This is a genomic window from Kitasatospora sp. NPDC057500 (assembly GCF_042802195.1).
GTDB lineage: Bacteria > Actinomycetota > Actinomycetes > Streptomycetales > Streptomycetaceae > Kitasatospora.
Genome location: NZ_JBHVER010000033.1, coordinates 1 through 26,851, shown reverse-complemented (window position 1 = coordinate 26,851; position 26,851 = coordinate 1). Strand labels below are relative to the sequence as shown.

General features: G+C 71.5%; 26 protein-coding genes and 1 pseudogene. 8 read left to right on the top strand and 19 right to left on the bottom strand.

What is annotated here, in order from left to right:
• Positions 1-15 precede the first annotated feature (15 nt).
• Positions 16-1,377, top strand: a complete 1,362-nt coding sequence (locus ACFU74_RS10330; protein ID WP_350555271.1) for a glutamine synthetase family protein — start codon at positions 16-18, stop codon at positions 1,375-1,377.
• 75 nt (positions 1,378-1,452) lie between these two features.
• Here the strand turns inward: ACFU74_RS10330 and ACFU74_RS10325 are convergent, their stop codons facing one another.
• From ACFU74_RS10325 to ACFU74_RS10265, 13 genes are all read right to left on the bottom strand, one after another.
• On the bottom strand, positions 1,453-2,730 hold the full coding sequence (locus ACFU74_RS10325) for a tyrosine-type recombinase/integrase (protein ID WP_380754715.1): 1,278 nt from the start codon (positions 2,728-2,730) through the stop codon (positions 1,453-1,455).
• A 3-nt stretch (positions 2,731-2,733) separates the two neighbouring features.
• Positions 2,734-2,964 (bottom strand): helix-turn-helix domain-containing protein, encoded by a 231-nt coding sequence (locus ACFU74_RS10320; protein WP_380754713.1) that lies wholly within the window; start codon positions 2,962-2,964, stop codon positions 2,734-2,736.
• 256 nt (positions 2,965-3,220) lie between these two features.
• Positions 3,221-5,203 (bottom strand): DUF3987 domain-containing protein, encoded by a 1,983-nt coding sequence (locus ACFU74_RS10315; protein ID WP_380754709.1) that lies wholly within the window; start codon positions 5,201-5,203, stop codon positions 3,221-3,223.
• A gap of 75 nt (positions 5,204-5,278) precedes the next feature.
• Positions 5,279-5,629 carry a hypothetical protein gene (locus tag ACFU74_RS10310; RefSeq protein ID WP_380754707.1) on the bottom strand — a complete coding sequence of 117 codons (351 nt, stop codon included), beginning with the start codon at positions 5,627-5,629 and terminating at the stop codon, positions 5,279-5,281.
• The gene (locus ACFU74_RS10305; RefSeq protein ID WP_380754704.1) at positions 5,626-6,222 is read right to left on the bottom strand and encodes a hypothetical protein; all 597 of its coding nucleotides are present in this window, start codon (positions 6,220-6,222) and stop codon (positions 5,626-5,628) included. Before ACFU74_RS10305 ends, ACFU74_RS10310 begins: the two co-directional genes overlap by 4 nt.
• A 187-nt stretch (positions 6,223-6,409) precedes the next feature.
• Positions 6,410-6,682: a hypothetical protein gene (locus tag ACFU74_RS10300; RefSeq protein WP_380754701.1), complete on the bottom strand. Its 273-nt coding sequence runs from the start codon at positions 6,680-6,682 to the stop codon at positions 6,410-6,412.
• Positions 6,683-6,696: 14 nt separating this feature from the next.
• Positions 6,697-7,146: a hypothetical protein gene (locus ACFU74_RS10295; RefSeq protein ID WP_380754698.1), complete on the bottom strand. Its 450-nt coding sequence runs from the start codon at positions 7,144-7,146 to the stop codon at positions 6,697-6,699.
• A gap of 37 nt (positions 7,147-7,183) precedes the next feature.
• Entirely contained in the window at positions 7,184-7,372 is a 189-nt protein-coding gene (locus ACFU74_RS10290) for a hypothetical protein (RefSeq protein ID WP_380754696.1), read from the bottom strand.
• A 238-nt stretch (positions 7,373-7,610) separates the two neighbouring features.
• On the bottom strand, positions 7,611-9,875 hold the full coding sequence (locus ACFU74_RS10285; protein WP_380754693.1) for a hypothetical protein: 2,265 nt from the start codon (positions 9,873-9,875) through the stop codon (positions 7,611-7,613).
• A 93-nt stretch (positions 9,876-9,968) separates the two neighbouring features.
• Complete coding sequence (locus ACFU74_RS10280) at positions 9,969-11,816, bottom strand: hypothetical protein (protein WP_380754690.1); 1,848 nt, start codon at positions 11,814-11,816, stop codon at positions 9,969-9,971.
• Between the two features lie 14 nt (positions 11,817-11,830).
• Positions 11,831-12,253 carry an ATPase gene (locus tag ACFU74_RS10275; protein ID WP_380754687.1) on the bottom strand — a complete coding sequence of 141 codons (423 nt, stop codon included), beginning with the start codon at positions 12,251-12,253 and terminating at the stop codon, positions 11,831-11,833.
• Positions 12,254-12,302: 49 nt separating this feature from the next.
• On the bottom strand, positions 12,303-13,910 hold the full coding sequence (locus ACFU74_RS10270; protein WP_380754684.1) for a DUF2637 domain-containing protein: 1,608 nt from the start codon (positions 13,908-13,910) through the stop codon (positions 12,303-12,305).
• Positions 13,907-14,194 carry a hypothetical protein gene (locus ACFU74_RS10265; protein ID WP_380754681.1) on the bottom strand — a complete coding sequence of 96 codons (288 nt, stop codon included), beginning with the start codon at positions 14,192-14,194 and terminating at the stop codon, positions 13,907-13,909. The genes ACFU74_RS10270 and ACFU74_RS10265 overlap by 4 nt, the downstream gene beginning before the upstream one ends.
• A 715-nt stretch (positions 14,195-14,909) precedes the next feature.
• Between ACFU74_RS10265 and ACFU74_RS10260 the strand changes: the two genes are divergently transcribed.
• Both ACFU74_RS10260 and ACFU74_RS10255 read left to right on the top strand, forming a co-directional pair.
• Positions 14,910-15,683 carry a helix-turn-helix domain-containing protein gene (locus ACFU74_RS10260; protein ID WP_380754678.1) on the top strand — a complete coding sequence of 258 codons (774 nt, stop codon included), beginning with the start codon at positions 14,910-14,912 and terminating at the stop codon, positions 15,681-15,683.
• Positions 15,680-16,153 (top strand): NUDIX domain-containing protein, encoded by a 474-nt coding sequence (locus ACFU74_RS10255; RefSeq protein WP_380754675.1) that lies wholly within the window; start codon positions 15,680-15,682, stop codon positions 16,151-16,153. Before ACFU74_RS10260 ends, ACFU74_RS10255 begins: the two co-directional genes overlap by 4 nt.
• Here ACFU74_RS10255 and ACFU74_RS10250 read toward each other — a convergent pair.
• Together ACFU74_RS10250 and ACFU74_RS10245 are read right to left on the bottom strand one after the other, a co-directional pair.
• Positions 16,150-16,734 carry an HD domain-containing protein gene (locus tag ACFU74_RS10250; RefSeq protein WP_380754780.1) on the bottom strand — a complete coding sequence of 195 codons (585 nt, stop codon included), beginning with the start codon at positions 16,732-16,734 and terminating at the stop codon, positions 16,150-16,152. The genes ACFU74_RS10255 and ACFU74_RS10250 overlap by 4 nt on opposite strands.
• Positions 16,724-17,158, bottom strand: a complete 435-nt coding sequence (locus ACFU74_RS10245; protein ID WP_380754672.1) for a GntR family transcriptional regulator — start codon at positions 17,156-17,158, stop codon at positions 16,724-16,726. The genes ACFU74_RS10250 and ACFU74_RS10245 overlap by 11 nt, the downstream gene beginning before the upstream one ends.
• 501 nt (positions 17,159-17,659) lie before the next feature.
• Between ACFU74_RS10245 and ACFU74_RS10240 the strand changes: the two genes are divergently transcribed.
• On the top strand, positions 17,660-18,091 hold the full coding sequence (locus tag ACFU74_RS10240) for a hypothetical protein (protein WP_380754669.1): 432 nt from the start codon (positions 17,660-17,662) through the stop codon (positions 18,089-18,091).
• On the opposite strand, the gene ACFU74_RS10235 is transcribed toward ACFU74_RS10240, so the two are convergent.
• The 3 genes from ACFU74_RS10235 to ACFU74_RS10225 are packed head-to-tail and all read right to left on the bottom strand — an operon-like array spanning position 18,056 to position 19,950.
• Complete coding sequence (locus ACFU74_RS10235; protein WP_380754666.1) at positions 18,056-18,550, bottom strand: HIT family protein; 495 nt, start codon at positions 18,548-18,550, stop codon at positions 18,056-18,058. The genes ACFU74_RS10240 and ACFU74_RS10235 overlap by 36 nt on opposite strands.
• Complete coding sequence (locus tag ACFU74_RS10230; RefSeq protein WP_380754663.1) at positions 18,486-18,935, bottom strand: TIR domain-containing protein; 450 nt, start codon at positions 18,933-18,935, stop codon at positions 18,486-18,488. The genes ACFU74_RS10235 and ACFU74_RS10230 overlap by 65 nt, the downstream gene beginning before the upstream one ends.
• Positions 18,936-18,972: 37 nt before the next feature.
• Positions 18,973-19,950: a toll/interleukin-1 receptor domain-containing protein gene (locus tag ACFU74_RS10225; protein ID WP_380754660.1), complete on the bottom strand. Its 978-nt coding sequence runs from the start codon at positions 19,948-19,950 to the stop codon at positions 18,973-18,975.
• A 41-nt stretch (positions 19,951-19,991) separates the two neighbouring features.
• Here ACFU74_RS10225 and ACFU74_RS10220 point away from each other — a divergent pair, with 41 nt between their 5' ends.
• The 4 genes and pseudogenes from ACFU74_RS10220 to ACFU74_RS10205 all read left to right on the top strand — a co-directional run bounded on the left by ACFU74_RS10220 (position 19,992) and on the right by ACFU74_RS10205 (position 25,170).
• On the top strand, positions 19,992-20,150 hold the full coding sequence (locus tag ACFU74_RS10220; RefSeq protein ID WP_380754657.1) for a hypothetical protein: 159 nt from the start codon (positions 19,992-19,994) through the stop codon (positions 20,148-20,150).
• A gap of 431 nt (positions 20,151-20,581) precedes the next feature.
• Positions 20,582-20,668, top strand: a pseudogene (locus ACFU74_RS10215) (glutamine synthetase); the annotation flags it as partial.
• Positions 20,669-20,821: 153 nt separating this feature from the next.
• Positions 20,822-22,000, top strand: coding sequence for a hypothetical protein (locus ACFU74_RS10210; RefSeq protein WP_380754655.1), 1,179 nt, complete (start codon positions 20,822-20,824; stop codon positions 21,998-22,000).
• Positions 22,001-22,137: 137 nt separating this feature from the next.
• Entirely contained in the window at positions 22,138-25,170 is a 3,033-nt protein-coding gene (locus ACFU74_RS10205; protein WP_380754652.1) for a bifunctional [glutamine synthetase] adenylyltransferase/[glutamine synthetase]-adenylyl-L-tyrosine phosphorylase, read from the top strand.
• Between the two features lie 85 nt (positions 25,171-25,255).
• Here ACFU74_RS10205 and ACFU74_RS10200 read toward each other — a convergent pair whose 3' ends face one another.
• Entirely contained in the window at positions 25,256-26,167 is a 912-nt protein-coding gene (locus ACFU74_RS10200) for a phosphatase PAP2 family protein (protein WP_380754650.1), read from the bottom strand.
• Positions 26,168-26,851: the final 684 nt, after the last annotated feature.

The window sequence follows — 26,851 nt, the reverse complement described above, 5'->3', positions numbered from 1 at the left end:
GGTGAGACTGTCCTCATGGGCAAGCAGCAGGAGTTCGTGCTTCGGACGCTCGAAGAGCGTGACATCCGGTTCGTCCGGCTGTGGTTCACCGATGTCCTGGGGTTCCTGAAGTCGGTCGCGGTGGCGCCGGCCGAGCTGGAGCAGGCGTTCGAGGAGGGCATCGGCTTCGACGGCTCGGCGATCGAGGGCTTCGCCCGGGTCTACGAGTCCGACATGATCGCCAAGCCGGACCCGACCACCTTCCAGATCCTGCCGTGGCGCTCGGAGACCCCCGGCACCGCCCGGATGTTCTGCGACATCCTGATGCCGGACGGCTCGCCCTCCTACGCCGACCCGCGGTTCGTGCTGAAGCGCACCCTGGAGAAGGCCTCCGCCCAGGGCTTCACCTTCTACACCCACCCCGAGATCGAGTTCTTCCTGCTGAAGAACCTGCCCGGCGACGGCACCCCGCCGATCCCCGCCGACCAGTCCGGCTACTTCGACCACACCCCGCGCGGGGTGGGCCACGACTTCCGCCGCCAGGCGATCACCATGCTGGAGTCGATGGGCATCTCGGTGGAGTTCTCCCACCACGAGGGCGCCCCCGGCCAGCAGGAGATCGACCTGCGGTACGCCGACGCGCTGTCCACCGCCGACAACATCATGACCTTCCGGCTGGTGATGAAGGAGGTCGCGCTGGAGCAGGGCGTCTACGCCAGCTTCATGCCCAAGCCGTTCTCCGACCACCCGGGCTCCGGCATGCACACCCACCTCTCGCTGTTCGAGGGCGACCGCAACGCCTTCCACGAGTCCGGCGCCGAGTACCAGCTCTCCAAGGTCGGCCGCTCCTTCATCGCCGGCCTGCTGCGCCACGCCGCCGAGACCGCCGCCGTCACCAACCAGTGGGTGAACTCCTACAAGCGGATCTGGGGCGGCTCCCAGCGCACCGCCGGCGCCGGCGGCGAGGCCCCGTCCTACATCTGCTGGGGCCACAACAACCGCTCCGCGCTGATCCGCGTCCCGATGTACAAGCCGGGCAAGCAGGGCTCCACCCGGGTCGAGGTCCGCTCCCTCGACACCGGCTGCAACCCCTACCTCGCCTACGCCGTCACCCTGGCCGCCGGCCTCAAGGGCATCGAGGAGGGCTACGAGCTCCCGCCCGGCGCCGACGACGACGTCTGGGCCCTCACCGACGCCGAACGCCGCGCCCTCGGCATCCAGCCGATGCCGCAGAACCTCGGCGAGGCGATCGACCTCATGCAGCGCAGCGAACTCGTCGCCGAGACCCTCGGCGAGCACGTCTTCGACTTCTTCCTGCGCAACAAGAAGCAGGAGTGGGAGGAGTACCGCTCCGAGGTCACGCCGTTCGAGCTACGCAAGAACCTCCAGGTGCTGTAATCGCAGGTCAGGGCTGGTTTCGGGCTGAGTGAGGTCCCCGGGTCGGCGGCACGCAGCCGCCGACCCGGGCCCGCTTCAGTCCTCCTGGGCCGCCTGTGGGCCGTCAGGCAGCGGATCGGTGGCCCATCCGAGCGTTTCGTAGAGCCGGTCGACGGCCCGGCGGGTCCGGCCGTCGCTGCTCGGCATCAGGTGCGTGTAGACCCGGAGCGTGAACCCGGGGTCGCTGTGCCCCAGGTACTTGCTCAGCGCTTTCACGTTCTCGCCGGCGTCCAGGAGGACGGTGGCGTAGAAGTGCCGGAGGGCGTGCATGCCGTCCTCCCGGGACGCCTGGTGCCGCTTCCCCTTCTCAGGCTCCGGGAGGACCCCGGCCGCGACGAGAGCGGGCTTCCACGCGTATGTGTTGAAGTCGGCCCGCCGCACCGGCCCACCCCCTTCCCGGGAGAAGAGCAGCCGCTTCGTCACCGGGGGACCGTCCGGGGTGAGCCACGGCAGCGTCACCTCGTCCGGCGGGAACGCCTCCATGTGGGCCTTGAAGAGGCGACCGACCTGCGTGGGGAGCGGTACGTCCCGGACCTTCCCGCGCTTCGGCGGGGCGAACACCAGACGCCCGCCGATGACCTTGATCTGGTAGCCGACATGCAGCCATCCGGTGTCGAACCCGATCTCGTCCACCGGTAGACCGAAGATCTCCCCCTGCCGCAGCCCGCATCCGCCGCCGGCGTCCGCCATCGCTCGGTACCGTTCCGGCAGACCCGCACGCACGGCGTCCACCCGGTCCGCCGGCCACGGACGGACCCGCCCCGGCGCCCGGCCGGGGGCGGTGACCGACCGGGAACGGCACGGGTTCGTCGTCCGCAGCTGGTCCTCGACGGCCGCGGTGAAGATGCCGGAGACGCTTCCGAAGATGACCCGGCGGTACGACGACGCCGGCACCGCCTTCTCCAGCTCCGCCAGCCACTCCCGGATGTGGGAGGGCAGGAACGAGTCCATCGGGCGCGGGCCCAGGTACGGGATCGCGTGCCGCCGGATCTGGGCGTGCACCGAGGCCCGGGTGTTGAGGTCGGTGTGCTGGGACTTCAGCCACTTCTCCGCGTACTGCTTGAAGGTGACCCGGGCCGCCTTCGGATCGACGTACTGGCCGCGCGACATGTCGGCCTCGATCCGGGCCAGCCACTCATCGGCCAGTCGCTTCTGACGGTCCGGGAAGGACTTGGACTTCTCCGTGCCGTCGGGGCCGACGTAGCGGGCGCGGTAGCGCTTGCCGGTGCCGTAGCGGTCGGTGCGAACGCGCCGCGGCTTGCCGTTGGGGCCGGGCTCAGTCTTGTACCAGCGGTCCTGGATGTGTCCTGCCATTGATCAAGCCGCCTGTTCGTTCTGCTCGGCCGCCCATTCGGCGACAGCCTGCGGGTGGTAGCGGACGTGCCGGCCGACCCGGAAGCCGGGCGGCCCCGTGCGCTTGCGGCGCCACTGGTAGACGGTCTCCAGCGGCACGCCGAAGATCCGGGCGATGTCCTCGGGTTCGAGGTAGCGGTCGGGGAGGGGGCGGACGACCGTTGCGGTACCGCCGCGTTGGCCCTTCGCGGGCATGCGGACACCTCCGGCGAGAGGTTCGGATGGTGGTTGCGGAGTGTTACTGGCCCTCTCGCGGACGGGGGCGGAGGGCGGAAAGTGTCAGGGATGTCAGGGCAAACCGCTGGCCTGCGGCTTTGGCTCCTGGCAGGGCGTCAGGGATTGTCAGGGATGTCAGGGAAAGTCGCGGTTTCCCTGACATCCCTGACAATCCCTGACGTCGTGTCCGGGGTCGTTTTGGCTGGTCAGGGGTTTGCCCTGACATCCCTGACGGTTACGGGGCTTCGGCCCCGTCCGTGGGGGTGCTCACGGCCGGGTGGACACGGTAAGTGAGGGCCTGGGGCCGGCCGCGCTGGCCGGTGGGCCCGTGCTGGTCGGTGCGGAGCCAGCCGTGCTGTTCGAGCAGTTGCAGGGCGGGCTCGACGTCGGCGACCTTCTTGAAGCGGCGGCTGCTGGCGACGGCGTCGTGGGCCTTGATGTGGGTGCGGTGGGTGCCGTCCTTCTTCGGCCGCTGGAGCCACTGGAGGAGGGCGTGGGCGTCCTCGGTGGCGGGGTCGGCGGCGATCAGGTCGAACACGGCGAGGGTGTGGGCGGTGTAGTACTCGGCGATCTCGGCCGCCCGGTCGACGGTGGCGGCCTGGAGGGGCGCGCGCCCGTCGCCGGCCGCGTGGTCGGCGAGGTGGAGCAGGACGGCGATGCGGGCGATGTGGCCGACGAGCTTGCCGGCCCAGTCCTTGATGTGGGCGAGCGGCTCGTCCGGGCGGAGCTGGACCTCGAACTTCTCCTGCAGCTTCTCCACGGCGAGGTCGGCGGCCTCGGTCATCGTGACGGTGACGGGCTCGTCCAGGGCGACGAGTTCGCGCAGGAGCGCGGTGAGGCGCAGGTCGTAGGCGGCGGCGACCTGTTCGGGGACGGGGGTGGTGCGGATCTTGCGGTAGCCGAGGTTGGAGGGCGGCAGGGAGTACAGGAAGCGGGCGAGCAGGCCCCGGTCGCGGGCGCCGGGGGCGGCGCCGAGCTCCTGGAGGACGGCGGGCTGTGGGGTGACGCCGATGGTGAGCGCGGGCTTGTCGACGGTGGGCTGCTCGCGGGTGATCCGGTCGGCCTGGAGGCGCTCGCCCTTGTGGGCTTGCAGGAACACGCCGAGGTTGGGCTTGCTGCTGTAGCGGCCGACGATGCTGTCGAACAGGTCGCCTTCGGGGGAGAGCGCGGCCAGGCAGCGGTGGACGCCGAGTTGGTGGGTGACGGTCTCGGGGGTGATGTCCCCGGACAGGGTGAGACGCGGACTGGGCGGGACGACGATCTCGTCGGCGAGCATCCGGGCGGCGGAGATCTCGGCGACCAGGTGCGCGCGGTCGAGGTCGGGGTTCTTGCGGGCCTTGGCCATGAGCGCGTCGACCTCGGCGAGCGCGGTCTCCTTGGCGGTCTCGGCCTCGATGATCCGGGCCCGGGCGTCGGCGCGCAGCTCGTCCTCGACCCGGTAGACGGGTGCGGTCATGAACGCGAAGACGTCGGACTTGCGGCTGGCCGGCGGCATCGCGCACACCAGGTAGAGGTTGGACTGCTCGCGCCAGCCGGGCCGGATCTCCACCCCGACCCGTCCGCCGGCGGCCGTCGACAGGGCGGCCAGGCCCATGGTGGCGGCCATGTCGGGCGGGGTCTGCGTGAACTCCGCCACCGCCTCCACATAGGCGCCCACCCAGGTCGGGAGGGCGTGGACGGGGAAGGTCGGCAGGGCGGTGTGGGAGCCGAGCGGGACGGGGTCGAGCCAGGTCTCGCCGGTGGCGAGGTCGGCGAGCGCGGCCAGGGCGGCGGCGCGCACGTCGTCCAGGTCGGCCGCCCCGTCGCCGGCCATGTGGGCCAGGCGGCTGGTGGCGGTGTTGATCCGGCGGCGCTCGGCGGCCGCGCGCACGATCTCGGCGTAGTAGTCGCCGTTCGCCGCGGTGGGGGTGGCTTCGATGCAGGTGTGCAGGTAGCCGGGCCCACCGACCCGGCCGAGGTCGCCCTGGGCACGCAGGACACCGGTCAGCAGCAGCGGGTCCACCGGCCGCTCACCCCCGGCCATGCGGGTGATGGCGCGCCAGATGGTCTCGTGCGCGGGGTGGTAGAACGCACCCGGGTCGCCGAGCTGGGCGGCGAGCGCGGGAATCTGGACGGGGTCGAGCAGGGCTGCGCCGATGACGGCCTGTTCGGCGGCCTTGATCTCGGCGGGTTCGGGCCGGAACGAGATCACGTTCGGGCGGGCGTGCTCGGTGCTCAACGCGGCTCCTTTCGTACGGAGCGAGGCGGCCCGCACCCGGATGGTGCCGGGCGCGGGCCGCGAGAGGGGAGGGGTTCAGAACAGGGCGTCCGGCTCGGCCGGTTCGGCGGCGGCCCGTCGGGCGGCCAGGGCGCGGCGGCGGGTGGCGTCGTGGCAGGCCGGGCACCACGCGGCCAGCTCCCGCTTCGGCAGGGCGGCGGCGCGGTGCGCGGGCAGCAGCAGGCCGTCCGGGTCGGCGGGGGCGGCGAGCATGTGGACGGGGCCGGTGCCGTGGCGGGCGTAGCCGCCCTGGGCGGCGGGGCAGCGGCCGCCGTCCTTGTCGTGTTTCTTGCCGCAGGTGCCTCGGCATTGGCAGCGGCCGGCGGCTGCGGCGAGGACGGCCTGCCACAGACCGGTGGTGTCGCCGAGCGGCGTTCGCTCGTTCACCAGGCACCGCCGATCAGGTCGTCGACCAGCGGGGCCAGTGCGCTGTTGGCGTGGGCGGCGAGGGCGGTGACGATCTGCTTGGCCTCCCGGGGGAGGGTGCGACCGGGCCGGGCGGCAGTGGGCTGGATCAGGATGTGGTCGGGGATGGGGACAAGGAGGGTGGCGGCGAGCAGGACGGCGGGGCGGTCGGTGTGCTCGGGGGCGACCAGCACGGGCCACGGGTCGGTGGGGCGGCTCCAGGGGTCGCGCTCCCAGTCGAGGGGGCGGGGCCGTCCGGCGGGGCGGTGGGTGAGGTGGTGGTGGTGCAGGCCGACCTTGGCGGAGAGGACGGCGCCGCCGTCGTGGTCGCGGTGGACGGTGAGCGGGTAGACGTCGGGGCGCACGTTCACGTAGCCGGGGGACATCACGGGGAAGGTGGCCACCGACCAGGAGACGGCGGCGAAGTCCACCGGGTGGAGCGGCTGGCCCTCGTCGTGGAAGTCGTCGGCGTGCTGGGCGATGTAGGCGCCGTAGCGGGAGTGGCCGTCGCTGGCCTGCTCGCGGTCGCGGATGTCGTCCACGATCGCGAGCGTGGAGCGGTCGAAGTCGGGCATGTTGGTTCCCGTCTCGTTGTGGGATGCACGGCCCCGCACCAGTCGCCGACCTTGGCAGAGAGACGGCTGGTGTGGGGCTTCGTGCTGTGTGGGGTGGGAGCGGGTCTGTCCGGTCCCCCGCACCGCCCGCGCCCCGGCCGCTGGCTGCGGCGGGGTGCGGGTGGCACGGCCGGTCGGGCAGGCCGGTCTAGAACGGCGGCTCGCTGGAGTAGACGGGCGGGGTCCAGCCGAGGAGCAGGCGGGCGGTCCAGCGGGGAAAGGTGAGCAGGCGCCGGACCCGGGAGGGGTCCCAGCAGGTGCAGTACCAGTAGTCCGTCCCGCCGAACTCGCCCTCGTCGTCGGCGTAGTCCTCGGCCCACCCGCCCGCGCCGTCGCAGTCAGGGCACTTCGGGCGGGGCGTGTCGGTCAGCTCGATCGCGGGGCGGGGCCACGGGTTGAAGCGCAGTCGCATGCGGGCCATGACGGTTCCTCCGGTCAGCGGTTGCGGTTGGAGACGGTGACGTTGACGTTCACGGCGCCCTGCCCACCGCCGCCCCGGCCGCCGCCGCTGCCGGTGGTCTTGGCGAGGGCGTAGGCGCCGACGCCGAGCGCGGCGAGTCCGCCGACGCTCCCGGCCGCCGAGGCGACGGCCTGGACCGCGTAGCCGATGCCGAGGCCGCCGACGCCGAGCGCGACGCCGCCGGCGAGCAGGCGGGCCGGCCACGGGTCCCGCACTGGAACCGGGTTGGTGGCCGACGGCGGGGCGGGCAGGTAGACGGCGGTCGGTGCGAGTGCCGGGCCGTGGACCACCGGGGCGGGGGCGGCGGGGTGGTAGACGGCGGACGGTGCGGCGAGCGGGGTGGGGGTGAGGTAGTAGGGGGTGCCGTCCGGGCCGTGGTGCACCGGGGCGGCGAACGACTGCTGCGGGGCGGTGGTGCGGTCCATCGGGTTCTCCTGTCGGCGGGGCGGTGCGCGGGTGGAGTCAGTGACCGGTGACGAGTCCGGCGAGGGCGGCGAGGAAGGTGTTGACCGGGTCGGCGAGCCCCGTGGAGGCGGTGGTGAAGCCGGACAGCCACAGGACGGCGGCGGTGCCGATGCCGACGCGGCGGGCGCGCAGGAGGAGGGCGGCGGCGAGGGCGAGCAGGACGGTGACGCTGATCGTGATGGCCACGGGTGGCGGTCCTTCCCGTACGTTTTTGGTGACGGAGCGTCACGGGCTTGTGTGGGGCACACAGCGGCCCGGGGAAGCGGGTTTCGGGGGTGCGGGGCGGGGTTTGTGTGGGGCTTGCTGTGTGCCCCACACGGGTCACACGGGCAGGTCAGAGGGTCACACGCGCCTGTGTGCCCCACACAGGCGCGTGTGGCCCTGTGTGACCCTGCGTGTGTGACCCTGTGTGGCCCTGTTTCGGCTACTGGCGGTAGCGGGTGAGGGCGTCGGCGAGGGTGTGGGCGTAGAACCCGGCCTTGGCGTCGCCGTCGATCCGGACGGTCCCGGCACCGGGCCGGGAGACGCCGACGGCCCGCAGAAGCGCGTTCAGATCGGTGCCGAGCGTCTGGGCGTCCACGCCGAGTGCGGCGGCCAGATCCCCGATGAACATCCGGTCCCCGCCATTGCTGGTGATCGCGGCGTGGGCGCGTACGAGCAGGCCGGGCGCGGGGTCGGTCACCGGCTCGTAGACGCTCCCGCCGTCCTCCCCGTCCGCCGGGGCGGTCGGCGGGGTGGTGCGGTGGGCGGAGAGGCGGAGTCCGCCGGGCCGGGGCTGCTTCACCAGCCGGTCGCCGGCGGCGGTCCGCCCGCCCGGGGTGAGGGAGGACAGGTTCAGCCCGCCCGCCCCGGCCGCGGCGGTCGGGTGGCTGTCGCCGTTGTCGGTCGGGTCCGGTTCGTCGGCCGGGCCGGTGGGGGCGTTCCAGAGCCATCCGGCGCGGTCGTCGTTCCAGCGGCGGGCGTAGTCCTCGCCGGCGGCCTGGGCGGAGACGGAGTCGAGGGTGGGGCGGAGGTGGTTGGTGGCGAGGATGGCGGCGCGGACCTGGGAGGGCGACGTTTTCCAGGTCTTGAAGGGGGTAGGGGCGAAGCCGTCGGCGCCGGCGGCGCCGATGACGCCGGAGCCCTTGGCGTTGAGCTGGCGGGTGTCGACCTTCGCCCTCGGGAACATCTTGGCGAGGTTGTTCCCGGCGCTCTCCCCGGACGTGAGGGCGACGCCGACGGGGGAGAATTTGCGGATCTCGGTGTCGCCGAGCGCGCTCACGTTGCCGTCGACGGCGGTCAGCACGAACCGGACGCCCATGGCGCGGGTGGTGCGCATGGCCTTGCGGACCGCCTCCCGCAGCTCCTTCAACACGGGCGGGGCGCTGGGCTGGATCGACAACAGTTCCGCGCCCTCGTCGACGACCACCATGATCTGCGGCAGCGCGGCCGACACGGGCAGAAGGGTGGTGTCCATCTCGTCCAGCAGGTCCTGGTAGTGCTGCTGGCGGGCCGCGTTGATCCGCAGCGCGGCCCGCATCATCCGCAGCGCCTCCTCGGGGGTGGAGGCGATCCAGTCCACCCCCGGCTTGGTGCCGGCCGGGGCGGGGACGGTTCCGGCCTTGGGGGCCTTGCGGCCGGTGGCCTCCAGCCAGGGCCGCGTCCACGGGATGCCGACCGCCCCGGCCTTCAGGTCGATGACGAAGGTCAGGACGTCGGTGCAGCGGGCGAAGCCGGTCAGGACGCCGTCGACGAGGGTGGACTTGCCAGATCCGGGCGGGCCGAGCAGCAGCGCGCACGCCTCCCGCAGGTAGACCTTGACGGGGTCGAGGTTGGGCAGCATGCCCCAGGGGATGCCGGTGAGGATCGACAGGGGACTGTAGTCGTCGGGGTAGGGCTGGGCGTTGGCCATGCCGTTGACGGTGGGGATGTCCAGGACCACGCGGCCCTGGATGTCGCCCTCCTCGACGGCGATGACGCAGCCGAGCGGCAGGCGGGCGTCCCCGGCGAGGGCGCGGGCGCGGCCGGCGATCTGGTCCCAGGTGGCCGTGCCGCCGGGGAGTTCGGCGGCCAGGGAGAAGCCGCCGCCGGTCTTCCAGAACTCCACGGCGAACACCCGGGTCTGGACGCCGGCGACGCGGTGGATGCGCTCCTCCCACTCGCGGGCGATCTGGCGGCGGCGGTGGTCGAGGGCGTCGGCGGCCTTCGCCGCCTGCGGCGACATGGCGAGGCGTTCCTCCTCGGCGGCCTCCTCGTGGACGGCGGCGGTCGAGGCCATCGCCCCGATCCCCACCCCGAGGCCGGCGAGGGTTCCGGCGGCGGCCCAGGAGAGGGGGCCGGTGTGCATCGCCCAGGTGGTCCAGCCGCCGGCGAGCAGCCACGACGCGGAGCGGGTGGCCACCGTCATGGCGGTCAAGCGGCGGCGCACGCTCCAGCCGATCCCGTGCCCCAGGGCCCCCGCCGCCCCGACCGCGAGCGGCAGGGTCTCGGGCATGCCGGTGGCGGCGCCGAGCAGGGCCAGGGCTCCGGCGCCGGTCGCCGCGGACAGGGCGCCGGTGGCGGGGCCGTGCGGGGCGGCCCAGTCCAGCGGCACCCCCCGCTTCACCGCCCGGGGCCGGGGCGTCTTGGCCGGCTTCTCGGCGGCGGCGGTGGCGTGGGCGTGGGGGGTGTGGTCGGGCGGGAGGTTGGTGAGGTTCAGGCGGTCGGTCATGCGGTTCTCCGGGTGTGGGCCGGGGCGGGCCGCACGCGCAGGTGCGGCCCGCCCCGGAAGGTGGAGGAGAGATGAACTAGCCGACGACTTGGGCTAGTTGTTGTTGGTGGTGTCCCACTTCTGCTCGCCGGTGCGGGGGTCCTCGTGGCGGCGGATGTCGTGCTCGTGGTGGGTGCGGAAGACCGGGCCGACCTCGCCGGCGGCCTGCACGGCGAGCTGGATGTGGGAGTAGACCTCGGTCAGGGCCTCGGCGATTGGGGCCTCAAGCGGGAACTCGTCGTCCGCCTTCTCCGCCAGGATCTTGAAGACGTTGGCGATCGACTGGAGCGCGTCCGGGATCTCCTCGCACATGGCGAGGACCTCCATCATCCCGTCGGGGTCGAAGGTGTTGGCCAGGGCCTCCATCTCGGCGGCGACCTGGGCGAAGCTGAACGTGCTGCTGGTGGCGGTGGACACGGTCCCTCCCGGGAACTCGGTGCTGTCGGTCGAGTGGTGGTTGCGGGGAGCACGCGGCACCATGTCCGCGACCACCCCCTCGTCGGTGTCGGGGTCGTCGAAGGTTTCGGCGGCGGCGAGGTCGGCGTCCAGGGCGGCGCCGATCACCCCGTCACGGGCGGTCCGGTCGGCGCGGGCCCGGCCGACCATGCGGTCGAACAGCCTGCGGCCCGGGTGCATCAGCCACGGCGCGCCAAGGCGGCGGCCGAGCGGGGTGGTGACGGCGCCGACCAGGCCGACCGCGCCGGCCAGCAGCGCCGCCAGCGCCCACCGGACGAAGTACCGGCCGACCGAGCGCCGCAGCCGCTTACGGGCCGCACGCGCCACCGCGCCCTTGCGCATCGCCACCCGACGCTCCCTCACCCGCGCGTCCGCCCGCCCGTCCCGCGCCACCCGCCCGGCCAGACGCTTGCCCTCGCGGCTCTGCCGCCGGGCCTGACGCCGCGCCTGCCGGGCGGCCTCCCGCGCACTGCCCGCCACCGACCCCGAACCACCGGTGCTGGCCGTGCCGGTGCCGGGGGTGGTGTGGCCGGGGCGGGACAGCTCCCGGGCCACGGCCTTCGCCGTCCGCTTCTCCTCGCGAGCGGCGGTCTTGGCGGCGCGGCGGGCGTCGGCGACGGTGCGGCGGGCCGCCGTGTCCTGCACCCGCTTCTCACGCAGACTCGGCGCCGCCGCGGCACGCTCGGCACGCGCCGCCCGCACCCGCGCAGCCCGAACCGACAACCCCGAATCCGCACCGCCGCCGACCGACGGCAGGTGACCGGCAGCGGCGCGGCCCCGGGCCCCGGGCCCGGACGCGGCGGTCGAGGCCACGGTCGAGGCGGCCCCGCCGGGACGGGGGTGGGACGGGGCGGCCGGGCCGCGGCGCGGCGCCGAAGTGGCGCCGACCGGGGCGTTGCTCGCCCCGGACGGGCCGGTGCTCCTGCCCGCACGCGGTCCCGCCCCGGCAGCGGCGGCCTGCCGTGCGGGGCGATGCTGCTGGCCGAGCGGCGACCGGGCACCACCCGCCGCCGGGCCGGGCGCCCCGAACAGGCCACCCACGCCCGGCCGGTTCGGCGCCTGGCTGGTGTTTCGGCGGGCCGGGGTCTTGCGGCTGTTGGTGCGGGAGCGCAGGGCGGCAGCGCCGGTCACGGCGACGGCGCCACCGGCGAGCAGGGCCAGCAGCACCGGCCCGCCCGCCAGCGCGGCGGCCGACACCGCGCCGACGGCGGAGTTCCCGCTGGCCACCGCCAGCGGCACCACCGGCAGACCACCCCGGGTGTGCCCCGCACGGGCCGACGGCCGGCGCGCGCCCGCCGTGGCGGGCGCGGCCTGCTCCGCCACCGGAACGGGCGCGGTCACGACCTGGGTTTGCTGCGGCACCGGCCTGGCGGGCGCAGCCGACCGGACCGGGGCGGGCCGGTTGGTGACCGGTGCGGCCTCGGCCGGGACCAGGGTCTCGGACATGGCGTCTCCCCTGGTCACGCGCCCGCCGGGGCGACGGCGTCCCCGGTGGCGGTGCGCTCGACGACGGGCTTGCCAAGGTCACGGTGGATCAGGTGGACCGCGGTGCCGGTCCTGCCGAGACGGCGGGCCAGCGCCATGGCGACGGTGGCGGCGCGGTGCCGGCCCCCCGCGCAGCCGACCGCGATGGTCAGCGGCGCCTCGGTGGGCCCGGCGTCGAACGCGTCGGCCACGAGCGCGGCGGCGGTGATGGCCTCCCGGATGCCCGGGGTGCCGAGCACGGCCCGGCGGACCGGCAGGTCGTGGGCGGTCAGGCGGCGAAGGGCGGGGTCGACGTGCGGGTCCTTGAAGTGCTTGCGCAGATCGAGGGTGAGGTGCGCGGCGGGCGGGGCGCCGTGCAGGTACCCGAAGCTGATCACCCAGATTTCGGTCACAGACATGACAGGGATCTCCTGTTGCTGGTGGCAGCGGAGCAGGTCAGGGGGTGTGTCAGGCGGTGAGCGCGGCGGGGCGGTAGCCGTCGGCGATCAGGTCGGCGGCGTCGGCGCGGCGCTGGGAGGCGGTGGCGAGGGAGACGTCCAGGGCCTCGGCGATGGTCTGGAGCGTGACGGCCTCGGGGTTGCCGGCGCCGTCGGCGAGGATCATGCGAGCCACACGGCGGGTGGCGCGGGCGGCGGGGGTCAGCTTCGCCGTGTCCTCCGCTTCGACCGCGCGCAGCTCCGCTTCAGCGACACGCGCCCGTGCTTCAGCCGCACCCCGGCGGGCCGTCTCGGCGGCGTGCCGCAGGTCGGCCTCGGCGCGGGCGGCGTCGGCGGCGTCGCGGTCGGCTTCAGCCGCGCGGCGGCGCGCTTCAGCGGCGGCCTCCTCGGCTTCAGCCGCGCGCTTGGCCGTTTCAGCGGTGCGCAGCCGGGCCTGCTCGGCGGCCTCGTCGTCCTCGGCGCGGGCCCGCTCGACGGCCGCCGCCTCCCGGTCCGTTTCAGCGGCACGGCGGCGGGTTTCAGCGGCGGACTGCTCCGTTTCAGCGGCGACCCGGTCGGTTTCGGCGGCGCGCTGGCGGGCCTCGGCGGCCTCCTGCTCGGCGGTGGCGGCGGCCATCACGGCCCCCGCCTGGTCGAGGCGTTCGGCGGCCTCGGCCTCACGGACGGCGGCGACGGTGCGGGCGTGGGCGTGGGCCTTGGCCGTCGCCGTTTCGGCGCCGACCTCGAACCCGGCCGCCTCCACCCGCCCGGCGGTGCGGAGCCTGGCGATCTCCAACTCGGCGGCGCGGGCCTCGGCCCGCGCGCTCACCTCGGCCTCGAACGCGGCCGTGCGCTCGGCCCGCAGCCGCGCGGCCTCCTCGGCCTCCATCGGCAGGGCCAGGGCCTCGTCCACGGACAGGCCGAAGCGCTCCATCGTGAGGGGAAGGCGCTGGTCGGAGGGCGCCTTGTGCCAGTCGCCGCCGTGCTCGCGCTCCAGCATCACCCGGTAGACCAGGCGCTCGCGCTCCAGCTCGACCGCCTGGTCGTAGGAGGCGATGCCGTTCAGGCGCATCCGCCGGTACATCCGGAACGACGGCCACGGGGCGAGGAGCCAGCGGTGCAGCGGCACGCCGTCGCGGCCGTGGCCGGCCTCGATCCGGGTGATCCGGATGACCAGGCGCCGCCCGGCCTCCACCACCGCCACGAACATGATCGGGATGACGGCGTGCATACCGGTACCGGTCGGGTTCGCCAGCAGCGGCCCCGCCGAAGCGGCATTGAAATAGATCGTCGCGCAGGTGAAACCGTGCGCCAGAAGCCGCAGCCACGGCGCCGGGGCACCCTTGCGGATCAGGTGCAGATCCATCGCCAGCAGCGCCACGATCCCCGCGTCCACACCAACCGGGAACGCGTAGCTGAAGTCCCCGAACCCGTGCCTGAAACCCAGGTCCCGCAGCGCGCTGTAGGAGCCGGAGAACCCGATCCCGGCGAGCGCCGCACCACCGACGGCGGCGAGGATCGCCACCCCCAGCATCAGCTTGTCCGACGCCACCACCCGGGCACCCGAAGCGGCCGGGCGTGCGGTTGAAGCGGTGGCGGCCGGGGTCGAAACGGGCGCCGGCGCCGTCATGGTGGTCATGCGGCCACCCGCTCAACGCTCGCCGTGCGACGGATGACCGCCGGGCGCCGCAGCGGCACCGGCGCCATGTCCAGCAGCCGCTCGGCGTAGGCGGCCAGCTCCGGGTCCTCCCGGCGCAGGTCCGCGATGATGCCGGCCGCGGCGTCCATCCGGGCGGTGCGCTCCGTCTCGCTCTCACCGGGCACGCCGGTGAACAAGCGGGTGAAGTCCGAGTCCACACCGAGCGCCAGCTCGGCGAACTCGTCCTCCGTCAGGGCCGTCTGCCCTGCAACAATCGACCTCACGGGTCTACCTCTTCTCAGTTGGGGGTGTGGGCCCGGGGCCGCCGCGCGCCCGGCCAAGGAATGCGCGGCGGCCGCTTCATGTGGGCCCGAGCCACTCGAACGTCACGAGCAGCCACGACCCCCGGCACCCGTCCCGCAGTCATGGGTGCGAGGGGGTGTCGAGGGCCGTGGTCACTGGTGAAGCTGGGGGTTCGGTCTCGGCTGGACGCGGTGCAGCTCGCTCCGGGGAGATCGCTCCCGGAGGTCGTCGCCGGCGAAAAGGTCGGCCGCGTCGGTCTTTTGAGTCGGCTGCGTGTCCCATGTACGGCCCGCCGTCTTAAGAGCGGGCCGAGGTGTCAGGGCGTGCGCCCCTTCTCCGCCGACTGGTCTCCACTCACCCCGACCGGTGTGGTCACGGGCGGACTGCGGTGGTGGATCACGCTGTGGAGTTGTCGATCGTACGTTTGTGCAGCTCAGGGCAGCCCAAAGAAGGGCTGTCAGTTCGCCAGCCTCGTCATGCGAGACATGTTGAACATGTCTCTTACGATGGCGATAAGCCGACGCTGCGTCAAGTCCTTCGCTTGGTTCGGCCAGCGATTCCCGACCGCGCATCACTAGATTCGGCGCTTCGGCCCTGTCGGAACACGGCGCGTCTGGACGGCTACGTTCCGACTTCGCTACGGTCGAGTCGTCCCAGATCGTCCAAGTGCCGCAACGTCGTCCAGGGGAGGGCGCGATGGCCAACGAGAGGCTGCGAGGGGCGATCCTCGCCTCCAAGTTGACGATTGACCAGATCGCCGAACGGCTAGGAACGAGCCCGCGGACGGTGGAGCGGTGGGTGGAGGCCAAAGATGGGCGTCGGCCCTATCGGCGCTTCCAGTACGCGCTCGCGAACCTGCTGCAGCGGGACCTATCGGACCTGTGGCCGGACGAGCAGACCAGCAGCGCGACGGCCGAGGCCGGCCGGGCGGAGTTGGTGAAGCTCTACCCCCACCGGGCCGTCGTCCCGAAGGAGCTGTGGACCTCGCTCTACGCGAAGGCCACGCGGCACTTCGACCTGGTGGTCTACGCAGGCTTCTGGCTCTCCGAGGATCCGCTGTTCTTCAGGCTCATCCGGGAGAAGGCCCAAGCCGGCGTGCCTGTGCGGCTCATGTTGGGCGATCCCGACAGTCCAGGAGTGGCCCAGCGGGGTGAAGACGAGGGGATCGGGCTTGCCATGGCAGGCAAGATCCGGAACGCGCTGGCCAACTACGCGCCGCTGTTCGGGCTTCCCGGGGTCGAGTTCAGGCTCCACTCGACGACGCTCTACAACTCGCTCTATCGCGCCGATGACGACCTGCTCGTCAACGGGCACGTCTACGGAGTCGGCGCCTACCTTGCCCCGGTCCTGCACCTATCGCAGGTGCCCGGCGGAGAGCTGTTCAGTACGTACGCGGCGAGCATCGAACGCATCTGGGAGGGCTCCCGGATCATCACCTCGCCCCAGCTCGAAAGTGAGGCCGTCGCATGAGCCGGATCGACTACTTCAATGACCCGGCCGCGCCGCCGGCGAACTCCGTTGTGCCGTCAGTCACCGCAGTGGTGACGAACGACGCGGGGCGACTGCTGCTGATCCACAAGACCGACAACAACCTCTGGGCGCTCCCCGGTGGCGGCCACGACATCGGGGAATCCGTCGCGGACACGGTGGTCCGCGAGGTGCGCGAGGAGACAGGAATCGACGTCGAGGTCGACTCCGTCGTGGGCCTGTACACGGACCCGGCGCACGTTATCGCGTACGACGACGGGGAGGTCCGGCAGCAGTTCTCCATCTGCTTTAAGGCCCGGCCTGTCGGCGGCGCGCTGCGGACGAGTTCGGAGTCGAGAGAGGTCCGCTGGGTGGACCCGGCGGACCTCGACGACCTGGACATTCATCCGTCCATGCGGCTCCGGATCACGCACGGCCTGGACGCCACCCGGGTGCAGCCGTACATCGGTTAGGCCGTGGCGCGGGCCTGAATCAGCCGGCTGTCGATCCGGCGTGCGGCCGCGTCGATCTCCGGCTCGGCCCGCCGGATGAACCGGCCGACGATGCTGTCGGGCCCGTACCGGCCCACGATCTCCGCGATCCGGTCGGGCGTCGTCGTCGGCGTGCCGTCCGGCGTCGTCGTCATGTCGCAGTAGATCAGGGCGTCCACCAGGTGAGGCTCCTCCAGCGGGAACTCCTCCTCCAGCTCCCGCCGCAGGCCGCGCTCCTCCGCTTCGAGCAGCGCGCACGAGTGGTGGGCGACCAGCCGCACCACGCGCTCGTCGACGCTCTCCGCGCGCAGGAATCGCGCGCCGTCGAGCGGGTGGAAGCCGGTGTCAACGATCCGCGGCGAGTAGCCGACGTCGTGCAGGACGGCGGCGGCCTCCAGCAGCTCGGCATCCGGGCCGAGGATGTCGGCGAGGGTGCGTGCCTTGCTGGCCACCCCCTTCGAATGGGACCAACGGCGGGGAAGATCGGTGGACAGAAGGGACTCGGCAAGCTCGTAGGCCCACACAGTTGTATCTGCTCCTCGGTGATCGTGGTCAGGAGTGATCGGCGGGAAGGGCCCGGACGCGTCGGCCCTTCCCATGGCGCACTTCGAGAACGCCGGCGCCCTCCAACTGAGCGAGGGCCCGTCGAACGGTGCCCCTCGCGGCCCCGGTCGTCTCGGTGAGCTCCTTCTCTGAGGGGAAGTCGGCTCCGACATCGAGTGTCCGCACCAGAGCGGTGAGCTGGTCGAGCACCGGCGGCTTGCGCTCGGCGCCAACAACTACCCACCCGGCTCCGGGACGCGACGTAATGAGGCCCTTCCCTGCAAGGGAGTCCAGGGCGCGACGAACCGTGGTCCGGCCAACGCCGTGGGTCTCCATCAGCTGGGCTTCGGAAGGAAGCGACGTCACTGTGGAGTTCCCGCTGATCTCGGTCTCGATCGCGTCGGCGATCCGCAGGTAGGTACCGCGCGGGCTCCGCTCGGGCACGAGCCGCTCCCTTCTCTAGGCAGATACCTAGCCAGGATGAACGATCGCAGGGGTCACCTGCCAGCGGCCAGGATGGGAGCCACGGATGGCAGCTGCCCAAGCTGTGGTTAGAGCCCACAGCCGGTTTCGTCTCCCTGCCGGTTCAAGGGCGCGCGCGGCGCGCCAGCGCGCGGCTCAGCCGCTCGCCGCCGCTCCTGTCTTCGCCCCGCTCCGGCGGCGGCCGGCCGCGCAAGGCGGCTGAGGTCAGAACCTGCGGTGGCTGGGGCGGGCGGCTACGCGGTTTTACCCACCTCTCCGGACTGGGACCCGCGTCGAACAAGACTGGGGGCCACTCGGCCGAATTGCGGTCAGCCCCAAAAGCCCTGACCGATTCGCACCAGCTTACGGCCCCCTGATCATGCTCGACCCCAGACCAGGCAGGACACCGGCCAAAACCGCTCCCCCGCGAGTTAGAGTGGCCTACTATCAGCATTGGCACACGACTAAGGGCAAGGAGGGGAAATGTCTGCAGAGACACGGCATGTCCTGTCAGATCAGTCGATCAAGCACCTAGAGTTTATTCAAGCGGTTGTGACCAGGCTCGGCAATGGGTCATTCCTTATCAAAGGCTGGGCGCTCACGCTTGCAGGCGCCTTCCTTGGATTCTCTGCAAACAGCAAGAGTTGGAAGCTTGCCGCGGCCGGAGTAGTCCCACTTGTTGGTTTTTGGATTCTCGATGCCTACTTTCTCCGCCAGGAGCGAATGTATAGAATGCTCTATGATGACGTGCGGAAGCCGAACTCTTCAATTGACCCATTCAGCATGGATGCTAGGCCCTACAAGGCCAGAGTCAACTGGTACAAAGTCCTCTTCTCTAACACGCTCGTGAATTTTTACCTCGTGCTGTCAATCCTGTCGCTAGCTTTTTCTGCATGGAAGTTCATTCGATACTGATCGAATCTTCAGCGCCAATTCGTCGAGTCGCTTCGGCTCGAACGCCGCGCGCTCTGGCCAGATTGCACCAAAGCTGTCATTGTCCCAGCGTGGAACGATATGAAAATGCACATGCGATACTGTCTGAGTGGCTGCCGCCCCAGATGAGTTGATGAAATTAATGCCATCGGGGCGCAATTGCTTTTTAATTGCATTTGCAGTACGCAGGACGGCATTCATCAAGGAGGTCATAGCGGCGGGTTCGACTTCTAGAAGATCCCGGAAATGCCTCCTTGGGATCACTAGCGTGTGGCCCAAGGCGGCGGGGCTTAGGGGAAAGAAGGAAAGATTTTCGGGATCCTCATAGACAATCCGTGCCGGGCTGCTGCCTAGCGCGATGAGGCAGAATGGGCAGTCAGATTCTCCCGCTTTCTTGGAAAGCGGATTCCACCCAGGATCCGAGGTTGTTGTATCCGTCATTGTAGACCCAATCGTAGGTCTTGCAAGAGGCTGGAAGGGGGTTAAGGCCGGGCCGATCCGTGTTGCCGAAGCGGTCTTTGATGTTGTGGATGTAAATTCCAAACAGGCCGTTCCCCCTCTCGATGCTCTTGTCGATCTCGTATCGCACCCACCGCCGACTGGCGGTTTCAGCCCCTATCAGTACTGCGGTGACGCTGGTTCTCATGAGGCCGTCGTCCATCAGCCTGCGAAGTGCAGCATCTCCCACCAGCTTTGCATCCTCCCAGAGTGATGCGTCGATGAATTCTGCCTCAATACTCGGCTTCAGGCGGGCGCTGTTCCGAACGATTGATGAGCGCCATATGTCGCGCTCGTAGTGGAAGCTAAAGAATGTCCTGCGGGCCAAAGTATTCCCCTTCGAGGGTCAAATTTAGAGCAAGCTCTTATTGGGTGGGTGATTCGTCTCTTGCTGAAAGGCCGATGGCACTCTTGGACAATCGACTGAAATCGAGGTTGACGACAACGCTTACACCATGGTTTGTGCAGAAGTGGTCGGCTGCGCAGTGTACCGACCTCATCGCTATCTCGGTTGAGTCGTCATCCCATGGAGACGACCTGCACCAATAGCTAAGCATGATATCTTTGTCGTCCGGTGCCAGTTCTCCATGCTTGATAGCTATCTGGCTTTCTCGCACTTCCGCCTTAATGTCGAGGGTTCGAATTTTGGCCAAGTGCTGGAATATCGACTCCTTTTCCATTCCGAGCATTCGGGAGATGAGATCCAGGGAGATGTGAACGCCCTTTGGGAGTTCAGCGTCGCATCCGAATGCGAAAACCCCGGCAACGACTCTCCTCTCGTCTGGCGCCATATAACTCAAGGCATTATAGAAGGAGTATGCAATGCGGTGAATTCGCCTTTTCTCAGATTTATCGGCCCCCTTGGCGCCCATTGCTGACCAAAGCCTGTCAATTTTGGTGGGAAATCCTGGACTTGAGTAGCGTGGCCCCACCTTTTCTTTCACCAGCTTGGCAAACTTCTTAGGCGACATGTCAGAAATGTCAAGATATGCAATTGTGTCCGGGAGTCCATCCATGGCTGTGTCGTCGAATCGTGCTGGGAGGATGTATTCTACGTTCTCGCGAATTGCGCGGGCCTGGGCGCTGCGGCGCTCGTGATTTGTCCAGACTTTTTTTGCGTAATGTTGAGAAATGAAAAGAACGCAATATCTGGACTTTGTGCGGTAGATATCATCCAGGTGTGTATATAGGTCTTTCCCCCAAAGGGCTACCTGCTCATATTCGTCATAGAAGACCCTGATCCGACTGTCTCTCAGTATCTGGGCGACTGACTGAACGTAAGCACGGTCCTCGGCGGCGAAAGACAGGGCCACGTCATACTGGGGTTCCCTGGACTCCGTCATGCTCAGATCCTAGCGAGGGAGTGGGGCGTTCGACCCCTGCAATGCGAAAGATCAAGCAGTTGATTGCAATCGTGCAGTCTGGGCTTGCTCGTGCCTGCTTTGAAGGTGTGGCCATCTGGTTGGTGGGCGTGCCCATGCCCAATGCGGCTATGGACGATCAGTCAGCCTTCTCCGCCTGTCCGCTGCTGCGGCCCGCATGAGGCCGCTCAGCCTTGGCTAGAGCTGAGTGCTGACTGTGCTACAGCGATCCCGTGTCCCGCGTACAACTGTGGACGCTCGGGGCTTCTGTAAGGTCGGCAGATCGCCTCCCATGCGTCGGGTGGAAGGCCAGGTTACTTCAGGTTGAAGAGGCCGTCTGCCGTACGCAGTAGCCCCATGCCATTGCCGTGCCAGATCGGGCGGTACGTGGCGGTCAGTTGGGGGCGCCGGCGGGTGGTAGCTGGCGAACGGACAGGCCGGGAGCGGTGCAGGTCAGGGTGAGCAGGTGGGCGCTGCTCATACAAAGCAGGGGTGAGGCTGGGCCGCCTGTGGGCCGCTCGGGGCTGGCCGGCGGTGGCCAATGGCACTCGTCAGTGACAGCTCCGTGGGCGGTGATCAGAGGCTGAGTGATCCTCTTCGGGGGTGGCATCAGTTCCTGCGCAACAAGAAGCAGGAGTGGGAGGAGTACCGCTCCGAGGTCACGCCGTTCGAGCTGCGGAAGAATCTTCAGGTTCTCTGACGGCCTGTCAATCGTTTCGGGCAGGGCGGGCGGTGTCCCCCGCGCATGGTAATCCGTTAGGCCAGTGTGGCTACTCTGCAGCGGTGCGAGCCGTTGCGGGGGCGCGAGTGGGCGTATGCAGAAGATCCGTTTTGCGGATCACCCTGGAGTGTCATGCGTACTCGAATCACCACCCTGGCCCTGTCCGGACTGACCTCGGCCGCCCTCGTGTGGGGGGCCGCTTCCGCCGCCTACGCCTCGCCCTCCGCCGACGACCACCGTGCGGCCGCCGGATCGGCGGAGGCCCAGGGTGAGTGGGTCGACGGGCTCCTCCGTGTGGCTGCGGAGGACAGCGGCAACGCCGTCCACGCCTGGTCGTTCGACAGCCGCGACGGGCTGCCGAACGAGCTGACGGTCCGCCACTCCTACTGGTCGGACGGCCTTCCCGGGGCGGCCGCCGTCGAGCAGGGCGTGGCGGCGGCCACGGGCGGGGCGGACGCGGCGGTCGAGCCGGCCGGGGAGGAGGCCTGGCGCGACCGGCCGACCCCCCGGCCGCTGACGCCCGAGGCCTCCGACGAGTCGGACGCGTACCCGGCCCCCACCGGCGAACCCTGCCACGAGGAGGCCACCGTCTGCCCCTGCCCCCACGGTGACCACGGGGGCCACGGCGGGCACGAGGGCCACGGCGGTGGCGGCGGGAACGGCGGGAACGGCGGCAACGGTGGCAACGGCGGGGCCGGTGGGAGCGGCGGCGAGCAGAGCCAGTCCGAGAGCCAGGAGCAGGCCCAGGGCCAGTTGCAGGGGCAGGGCCAGTCCCAGGGTCAGGGCCAGTCCCAGAACGGCCAGCAGGCCCAGGACCAGCACGTCAACGTGACGGTCATCGTGCAGAACCACATCCACAACGACCTCAACAACAGCGCCAACAACAGCGCCACCAGCAACTCGAACAACACGTCGCAGAACTCGGCGCAGAACTCGGCGTCCAACAACGCCTCGAACAGCGCCTCGAACTCGAACTCGAACTCGAACGCGGCGCACAACAACCAGTCGTCCTGGCAGTCGAACAACCTCTCCAACGTGAACAAGGCCAAGTTCGGTGCGGGTGAGCACGGGTCGTACCGGCCGGGCCACGGAGGGCACCAGGGTCACCAGGGCGGCGGCCAGGGCCACCAGGGCCACCAGGGTGGCGGCCACGAGGAGAACGGCGGCCACCACGGCAAGGAGAACGGCCGGCACCACGAGGAGCTGGCCGAGACCGGCAGCGGGTCGACGCCGGTCCTGCTCGGCCTCTCGGCGGCGTTCGTCGCGGCGGGTGCGGCGGCCATGCGGATCGGTCGCCGCCGTTCCGCGTGACCGGAGCGGGTGGTGGACGACGGGCGGTGCGCGAAGCGGCGCGCCGCCCGTCGCCGCGTCCGGGGTCGTCCAGCCCGGTTCGCGGGTGGCGCGGCGCCCGGGCGCGTAGCCTGCTGGGGCGGACGGACGGAGAGGCGATGACGGTGGAGGAACAGCGGGCCGGCAGCCGGGTCAGCCGGCCGGAGATCAGGCTGGTGCGGCGCGGCTTCACCGATCCGGCGCGGGCGCTGCGGCTGCTCGCCGAACCGGCCCTGGACGGCCTCGGCGCGGACCCGCTGCTGCTCGACGCGCTCGCCGCCACCGCCGACCCCGACCTCGCGCTGCTCGGCCTGTCCCGGCTGCTGGAGGCCGCCGACCCGGCCGACCGGCGGACCCTGCGGGACACCCTGACCACCTCCAAGCCGCTGCGCGACCGGCTGCTCGGCGTGCTCGGCGTCTCCACCGCGCTCGCCGACCACCTCGCCCGGCACCCGCACGACTGGCACGTCCTGGTCACCTTCGAGCTGCGCGACATGCACCCCGGCCCGGAGGACTTCCGCCGCGCGCTCGCCGAGGCCGTCGCCCCCGCCGTCGCCGACCCCGCCGGGCGCCCGGCCGACGCGCTGCGCGTCGCCTACCGCCGCTGCCTGCTGGGCATCGCCGCCCGCGACCTCACCGGCACCACCGACCTCGCCCAGACCGCCGCCGAACTCGCCGACCTGGCCGGCGCCACCCTGCAGACCGCCCTCGACCTGGCCGCCGCCGAGGACCCGGACGCCGCCGAGGCCTGTCGGCTCGCCGTCATCGGCATGGGCAAGTGCGGCGGGCGCGAACTCAACTACGTCTCCGACGTCGACGTCATCTACGTCGCCGAGCCGCGCGAGGGCGTCGACGAGCAGCGGGCGCTCCAGGCCGCCACCCGGCTGGCCGCCGCGCTCACCCGGCTGTGCGCCGACACCACCGGCGAGGGCACCATCTGGCCGGTCGACGCCAATCTGCGCCCCGAGGGCCGCAACGGCCCGCTGGTCCGCACCCTGGCCAGCCACCTCGCGTACTACCAGCGCTGGGCCAAGACCTGGGAGTTCCAAGCGCTGCTCAAGGCCCGCCCGGTGGCCGGCGACCAGGAGCTCGGCGAGGCGTACACCGCCGCCCTGGCGCCGCTGGTCTGGCAGGCCGCCGCCCGGGAGAACTTCGTCACCGACGTGCAGCAGATGCGCCGCCGGGTGATCGACTCGATCCCCGTCACCGAGCTGGACCGCCAGCTCAAGCTCGGCCCCGGCGGCCTGCGCGACGTCGAGTTCTCCGTCCAGCTGCTCCAGCTGGTGCACGGCCGCACCGACGAGGCGCTGCGCAGCGGCAACACCCTGGAGGCGCTGGCCGCGCTCTCCCGCGGCGGCTACGTGGGCCGCGCCGACGCCGCCTCGCTGGACACCGCCTACCGCTTCCTGCGCTCGCTGGAGCACCGCATCCAGCTGCACCGGCTGCGCCGCACCCATCTGATGCCCACCGGCGAGGAGGACCTGCGCCGGCTCGCCCGCTCGCTCGCCCCGCTGATCAACGACGACACCCGGGCCGACCCGGTCTCCGCGCTCCAGCGGGAGTGGAAGCGGCACGCGGTCGAGGTGCGGCGGCTGCACGAGAAGCTGTTCTACCGCCCGCTGCTGGACGCCGTCGCCGAACTGCCGCCCGGCGCGGCCGGCCTGCGCCCGGAGGCGGCCCGGGCCCGGCTGGAGGCGCTCGGCTACGCCGACCCGGCCGCCGCGCTGCGCCACCTCACCGCGCTCGCCTCCGGGGTCAGCCGAAAGGCGGCCATCCAGCGCACCCTGCTGCCGGTGCTGCTCGGCTGGTTCGCCGACTCCGCCGACCCGGACGCCGGGCTGCTCAACTTCCGCCAGGTCTCCGACGCGCTCGGCCGCACCCCCTGGTACCTGCGGCTGCTGCGCGACGAGAGCGCCGCCGCCGAACAGCTGGCGCGGGTGCTGTCGGCGGGCCGGCTGGCCCCGGACCTGCTGCTGCGCGCGCCCGAGGCGGTCGCCGTGCTGGGCGATCCGCAGGGGCTGGTGCCGCGCGGGCGAGCCGCCGTGGAGCGGGAGGTGCTGGCCGCCGTCGGCCGGGCCGACTCCACCGCCGCCGCGGTGGCCGCCGTCCGGGCGGTGCGCCGGCGCGAGCTGTTCCGCACCTCCGCCGCCGATGTGCTCGGCCGGTTCGGCGAGGACCCGGCGCAGGCCCTGGAGACGGCCGGCGAGGCGCTCACCGCGCTGAACGCCGCCACCCTCCAGGGCGCGCTGCGGGCCTGCGTGGCCGGCTGGGAGGCCCGCAACGGCGCGCTGCCGACCCGGATCGCGGTGATCGCGATGGGCCGCTTCGGCGGGCACGAGCTGGGCTACGGCTCAGACGCGGACGTGCTCTTCGTCCACGAGCCGCTGCTCGGCTCGCTGGAGGAGGACGCCGCCCGGGCCGCCCAGGCGGTCTGCCTGGAACTGCGAGCCCTGCTGGCCGCGCCGTCCACCGAGCCGCCGCTGGAGGTGGACGCCGACCTGCGGCCCGAGGGGCGCAACGGCCCGCTGGTGCGCTCGCTGGCCTCGTACGCGGCGTACTACCGGCGCTGGTCGCACGCCTGGGAGAGCCAGGCGCTGCTGCGGGCCGAGCCGGTGGCGGGCGACCCCGAGCTGGGGGAGCGGTTCCGGCTGCTGGTCGACCCGCTGCGCTACCCGGGCACCGGGGTGCCGGAGCGGGACCTGCTGGAGATCCGCCGGATCAAGGCCAGGATCGAGGCGGAGCGGCTGCCGCGCGGCGCCGACCCGACCACCCACACCAAGATCGGCCGGGGCGGGCTGGCGGACGTCGAGTGGACCGTCCAGCTGCTCCAGCTCCAGCACGGGCACGGGCTGCCGGGGCTGCGCACCACCCGGACCAGGGCGGCGCTGGCGGCGGCGGCCGGGGCCGGGCTGGTCGGCGCGGAGGACGCGGAGGTGCTGGACGCGGCCTGGGTGCTGGCCTCCCGGGTGCGCTCGGCGGTGATGCTGGTGCGCGGCCGGCCGGGGGACTCCTTCCCGGCGGACGCCCGGGAGCTGGCGGGGGTGGCCCGCTACCTGGGGTACGGGGCCGGGCACACCGGCGAGCTGGTGGACGACTACCGGCGTGCCACCCGGCGGGCCCGGTCGGTGGTGGAGCGGCTGTTCTACGGGTGACACGGGGCGGGACGGGGCGTGCCGGGGCGGGACGGAAGAGGGGCCCCGGTGGTGTCCGGGGCCCCTCTGTCCGTCCGTGCCGGCGCTACCGCCGGGCGCTGGTCACCGCGGGTTCGCTCCACTGCTCCGGGACGGTGACCGGCTCGGCCGGCTGCTCCTCCCCGACGGGCACCTGCGGGAGCGAGTAGACCCAGGAGTGGTACAGCCAGCGGGCGGCGAGGTAGCCCACCAGCAGGCAGAGCAGGCCGCCGACGGCATCCATCCAGAAGTGGTTGGCGGTCGCGACGATCACCACCAGGGTGGCCACCGGGTAGAGCAGGCCGAGCACCCGGACCCAGGTCCGGCGGGCCAGGAAGAAGATGGTCAGACCGCACCACGTCGACCAGCCGATGTGCATCGAGGGCATCGCGGCGAACTGGTTGGAGACATGGGTGGCCGGGCCGGAGGCCATCGAGCCCCAGGTGCCGTGCGTCTTCACGGTGTCGATGAAGCCGCCGTCGGTCATCAGCCGGGGCGGTGCCAGCGGGAAGAAGTAGAAGCCGACCAGCGCGATCGCGGTGGTGACGAACAGCACCGTGCGCACCGCACCGTAGCGGCCCGGGTGCCGGCGGTAGAGCCAGACCAGCACGCCGATGGTCACGACGAAGTGCAGTGTCGCGTAGTAGTAGTTCATGCCGGTGATCAGCCAGCCGATGCCGTCGGCGGCGTGGTTGACCGAGCGCTCGACGGCGATGCCGAGGGACTTCTCAAGATCCCAGATCCAGCCGGCGTGCTTCTGCGCCACCGACTCCTGCTCGGGGACGGCGTTGCGCACCAACGAGTAGATCCAGTAGCTGAGGCCGATCAGCACCAGCTCGAACCAGATCCGCGGCCGCGCCGGGGAACGGCGCTGATCACGCACACGGGTGCGCAGGGCGGCGGTTCGGGAAGGGGCCGCGCGAGTGGCTCCGTCGGGCATGCGGCCGCCGTTCTGCTGGATCTCGGTCGGTTCCCCCATGGACGAGAAGTCTGCCAGACGTCCCGTAGCCGTCCGCTCATCCTCCGGAAGTGGATTCTTCACCGGCTGTCCCCCTTGAGAGGTAGGGGGTGGCTCCCACCGGGGGAGGGGGTGCGATCGGGTCTGGTGCGAACCGGTGGGACGGGCATACGTCCCATTGTCATGCCGGGAGGGCCGGGTGGCGCAATCGGGGGTGGGCGCCAGGAACCGGGCGGCTTCACCGCCGGCACCCCGCACCGAACCCGGTGCCCGCCGCCGTCGGCACCGCCGTGCTCCCCTACAACCGGGCCGACGGCGACCACGACGCCCGGGTCCTGCACACCCGGACCGGCGCCGCCGTCCCCACCGACCGGGGCAGCCCGCTGCAACCGGTCCCGGGGCGACCGGCCCCGGTTGCGTCCTGCACCCGGATAGTGGCAGGGACCTGCCAGACGACCACTCCCTCGACCGGGCGCCGGTGGCCGCGAGGTCCGGCTCCTCGGCAGCCGACCCGGCCGCCTGCTGCCGCGGTCCGCAGGCGCCTGCGCCCGGCCGGACCCCGGTGCGGCCGAGGCGCGGCGGACCGGCGCGCGGCCCGGGCGCTGCACCCGGTGCGGGCGAAGGGTGCCGATCCGGCACCTCCACCGTGCCGGCTCCGGCGCCGTGACCGGCACCTCCACCGTGCCGGGCCGCACCGTGGAGGTG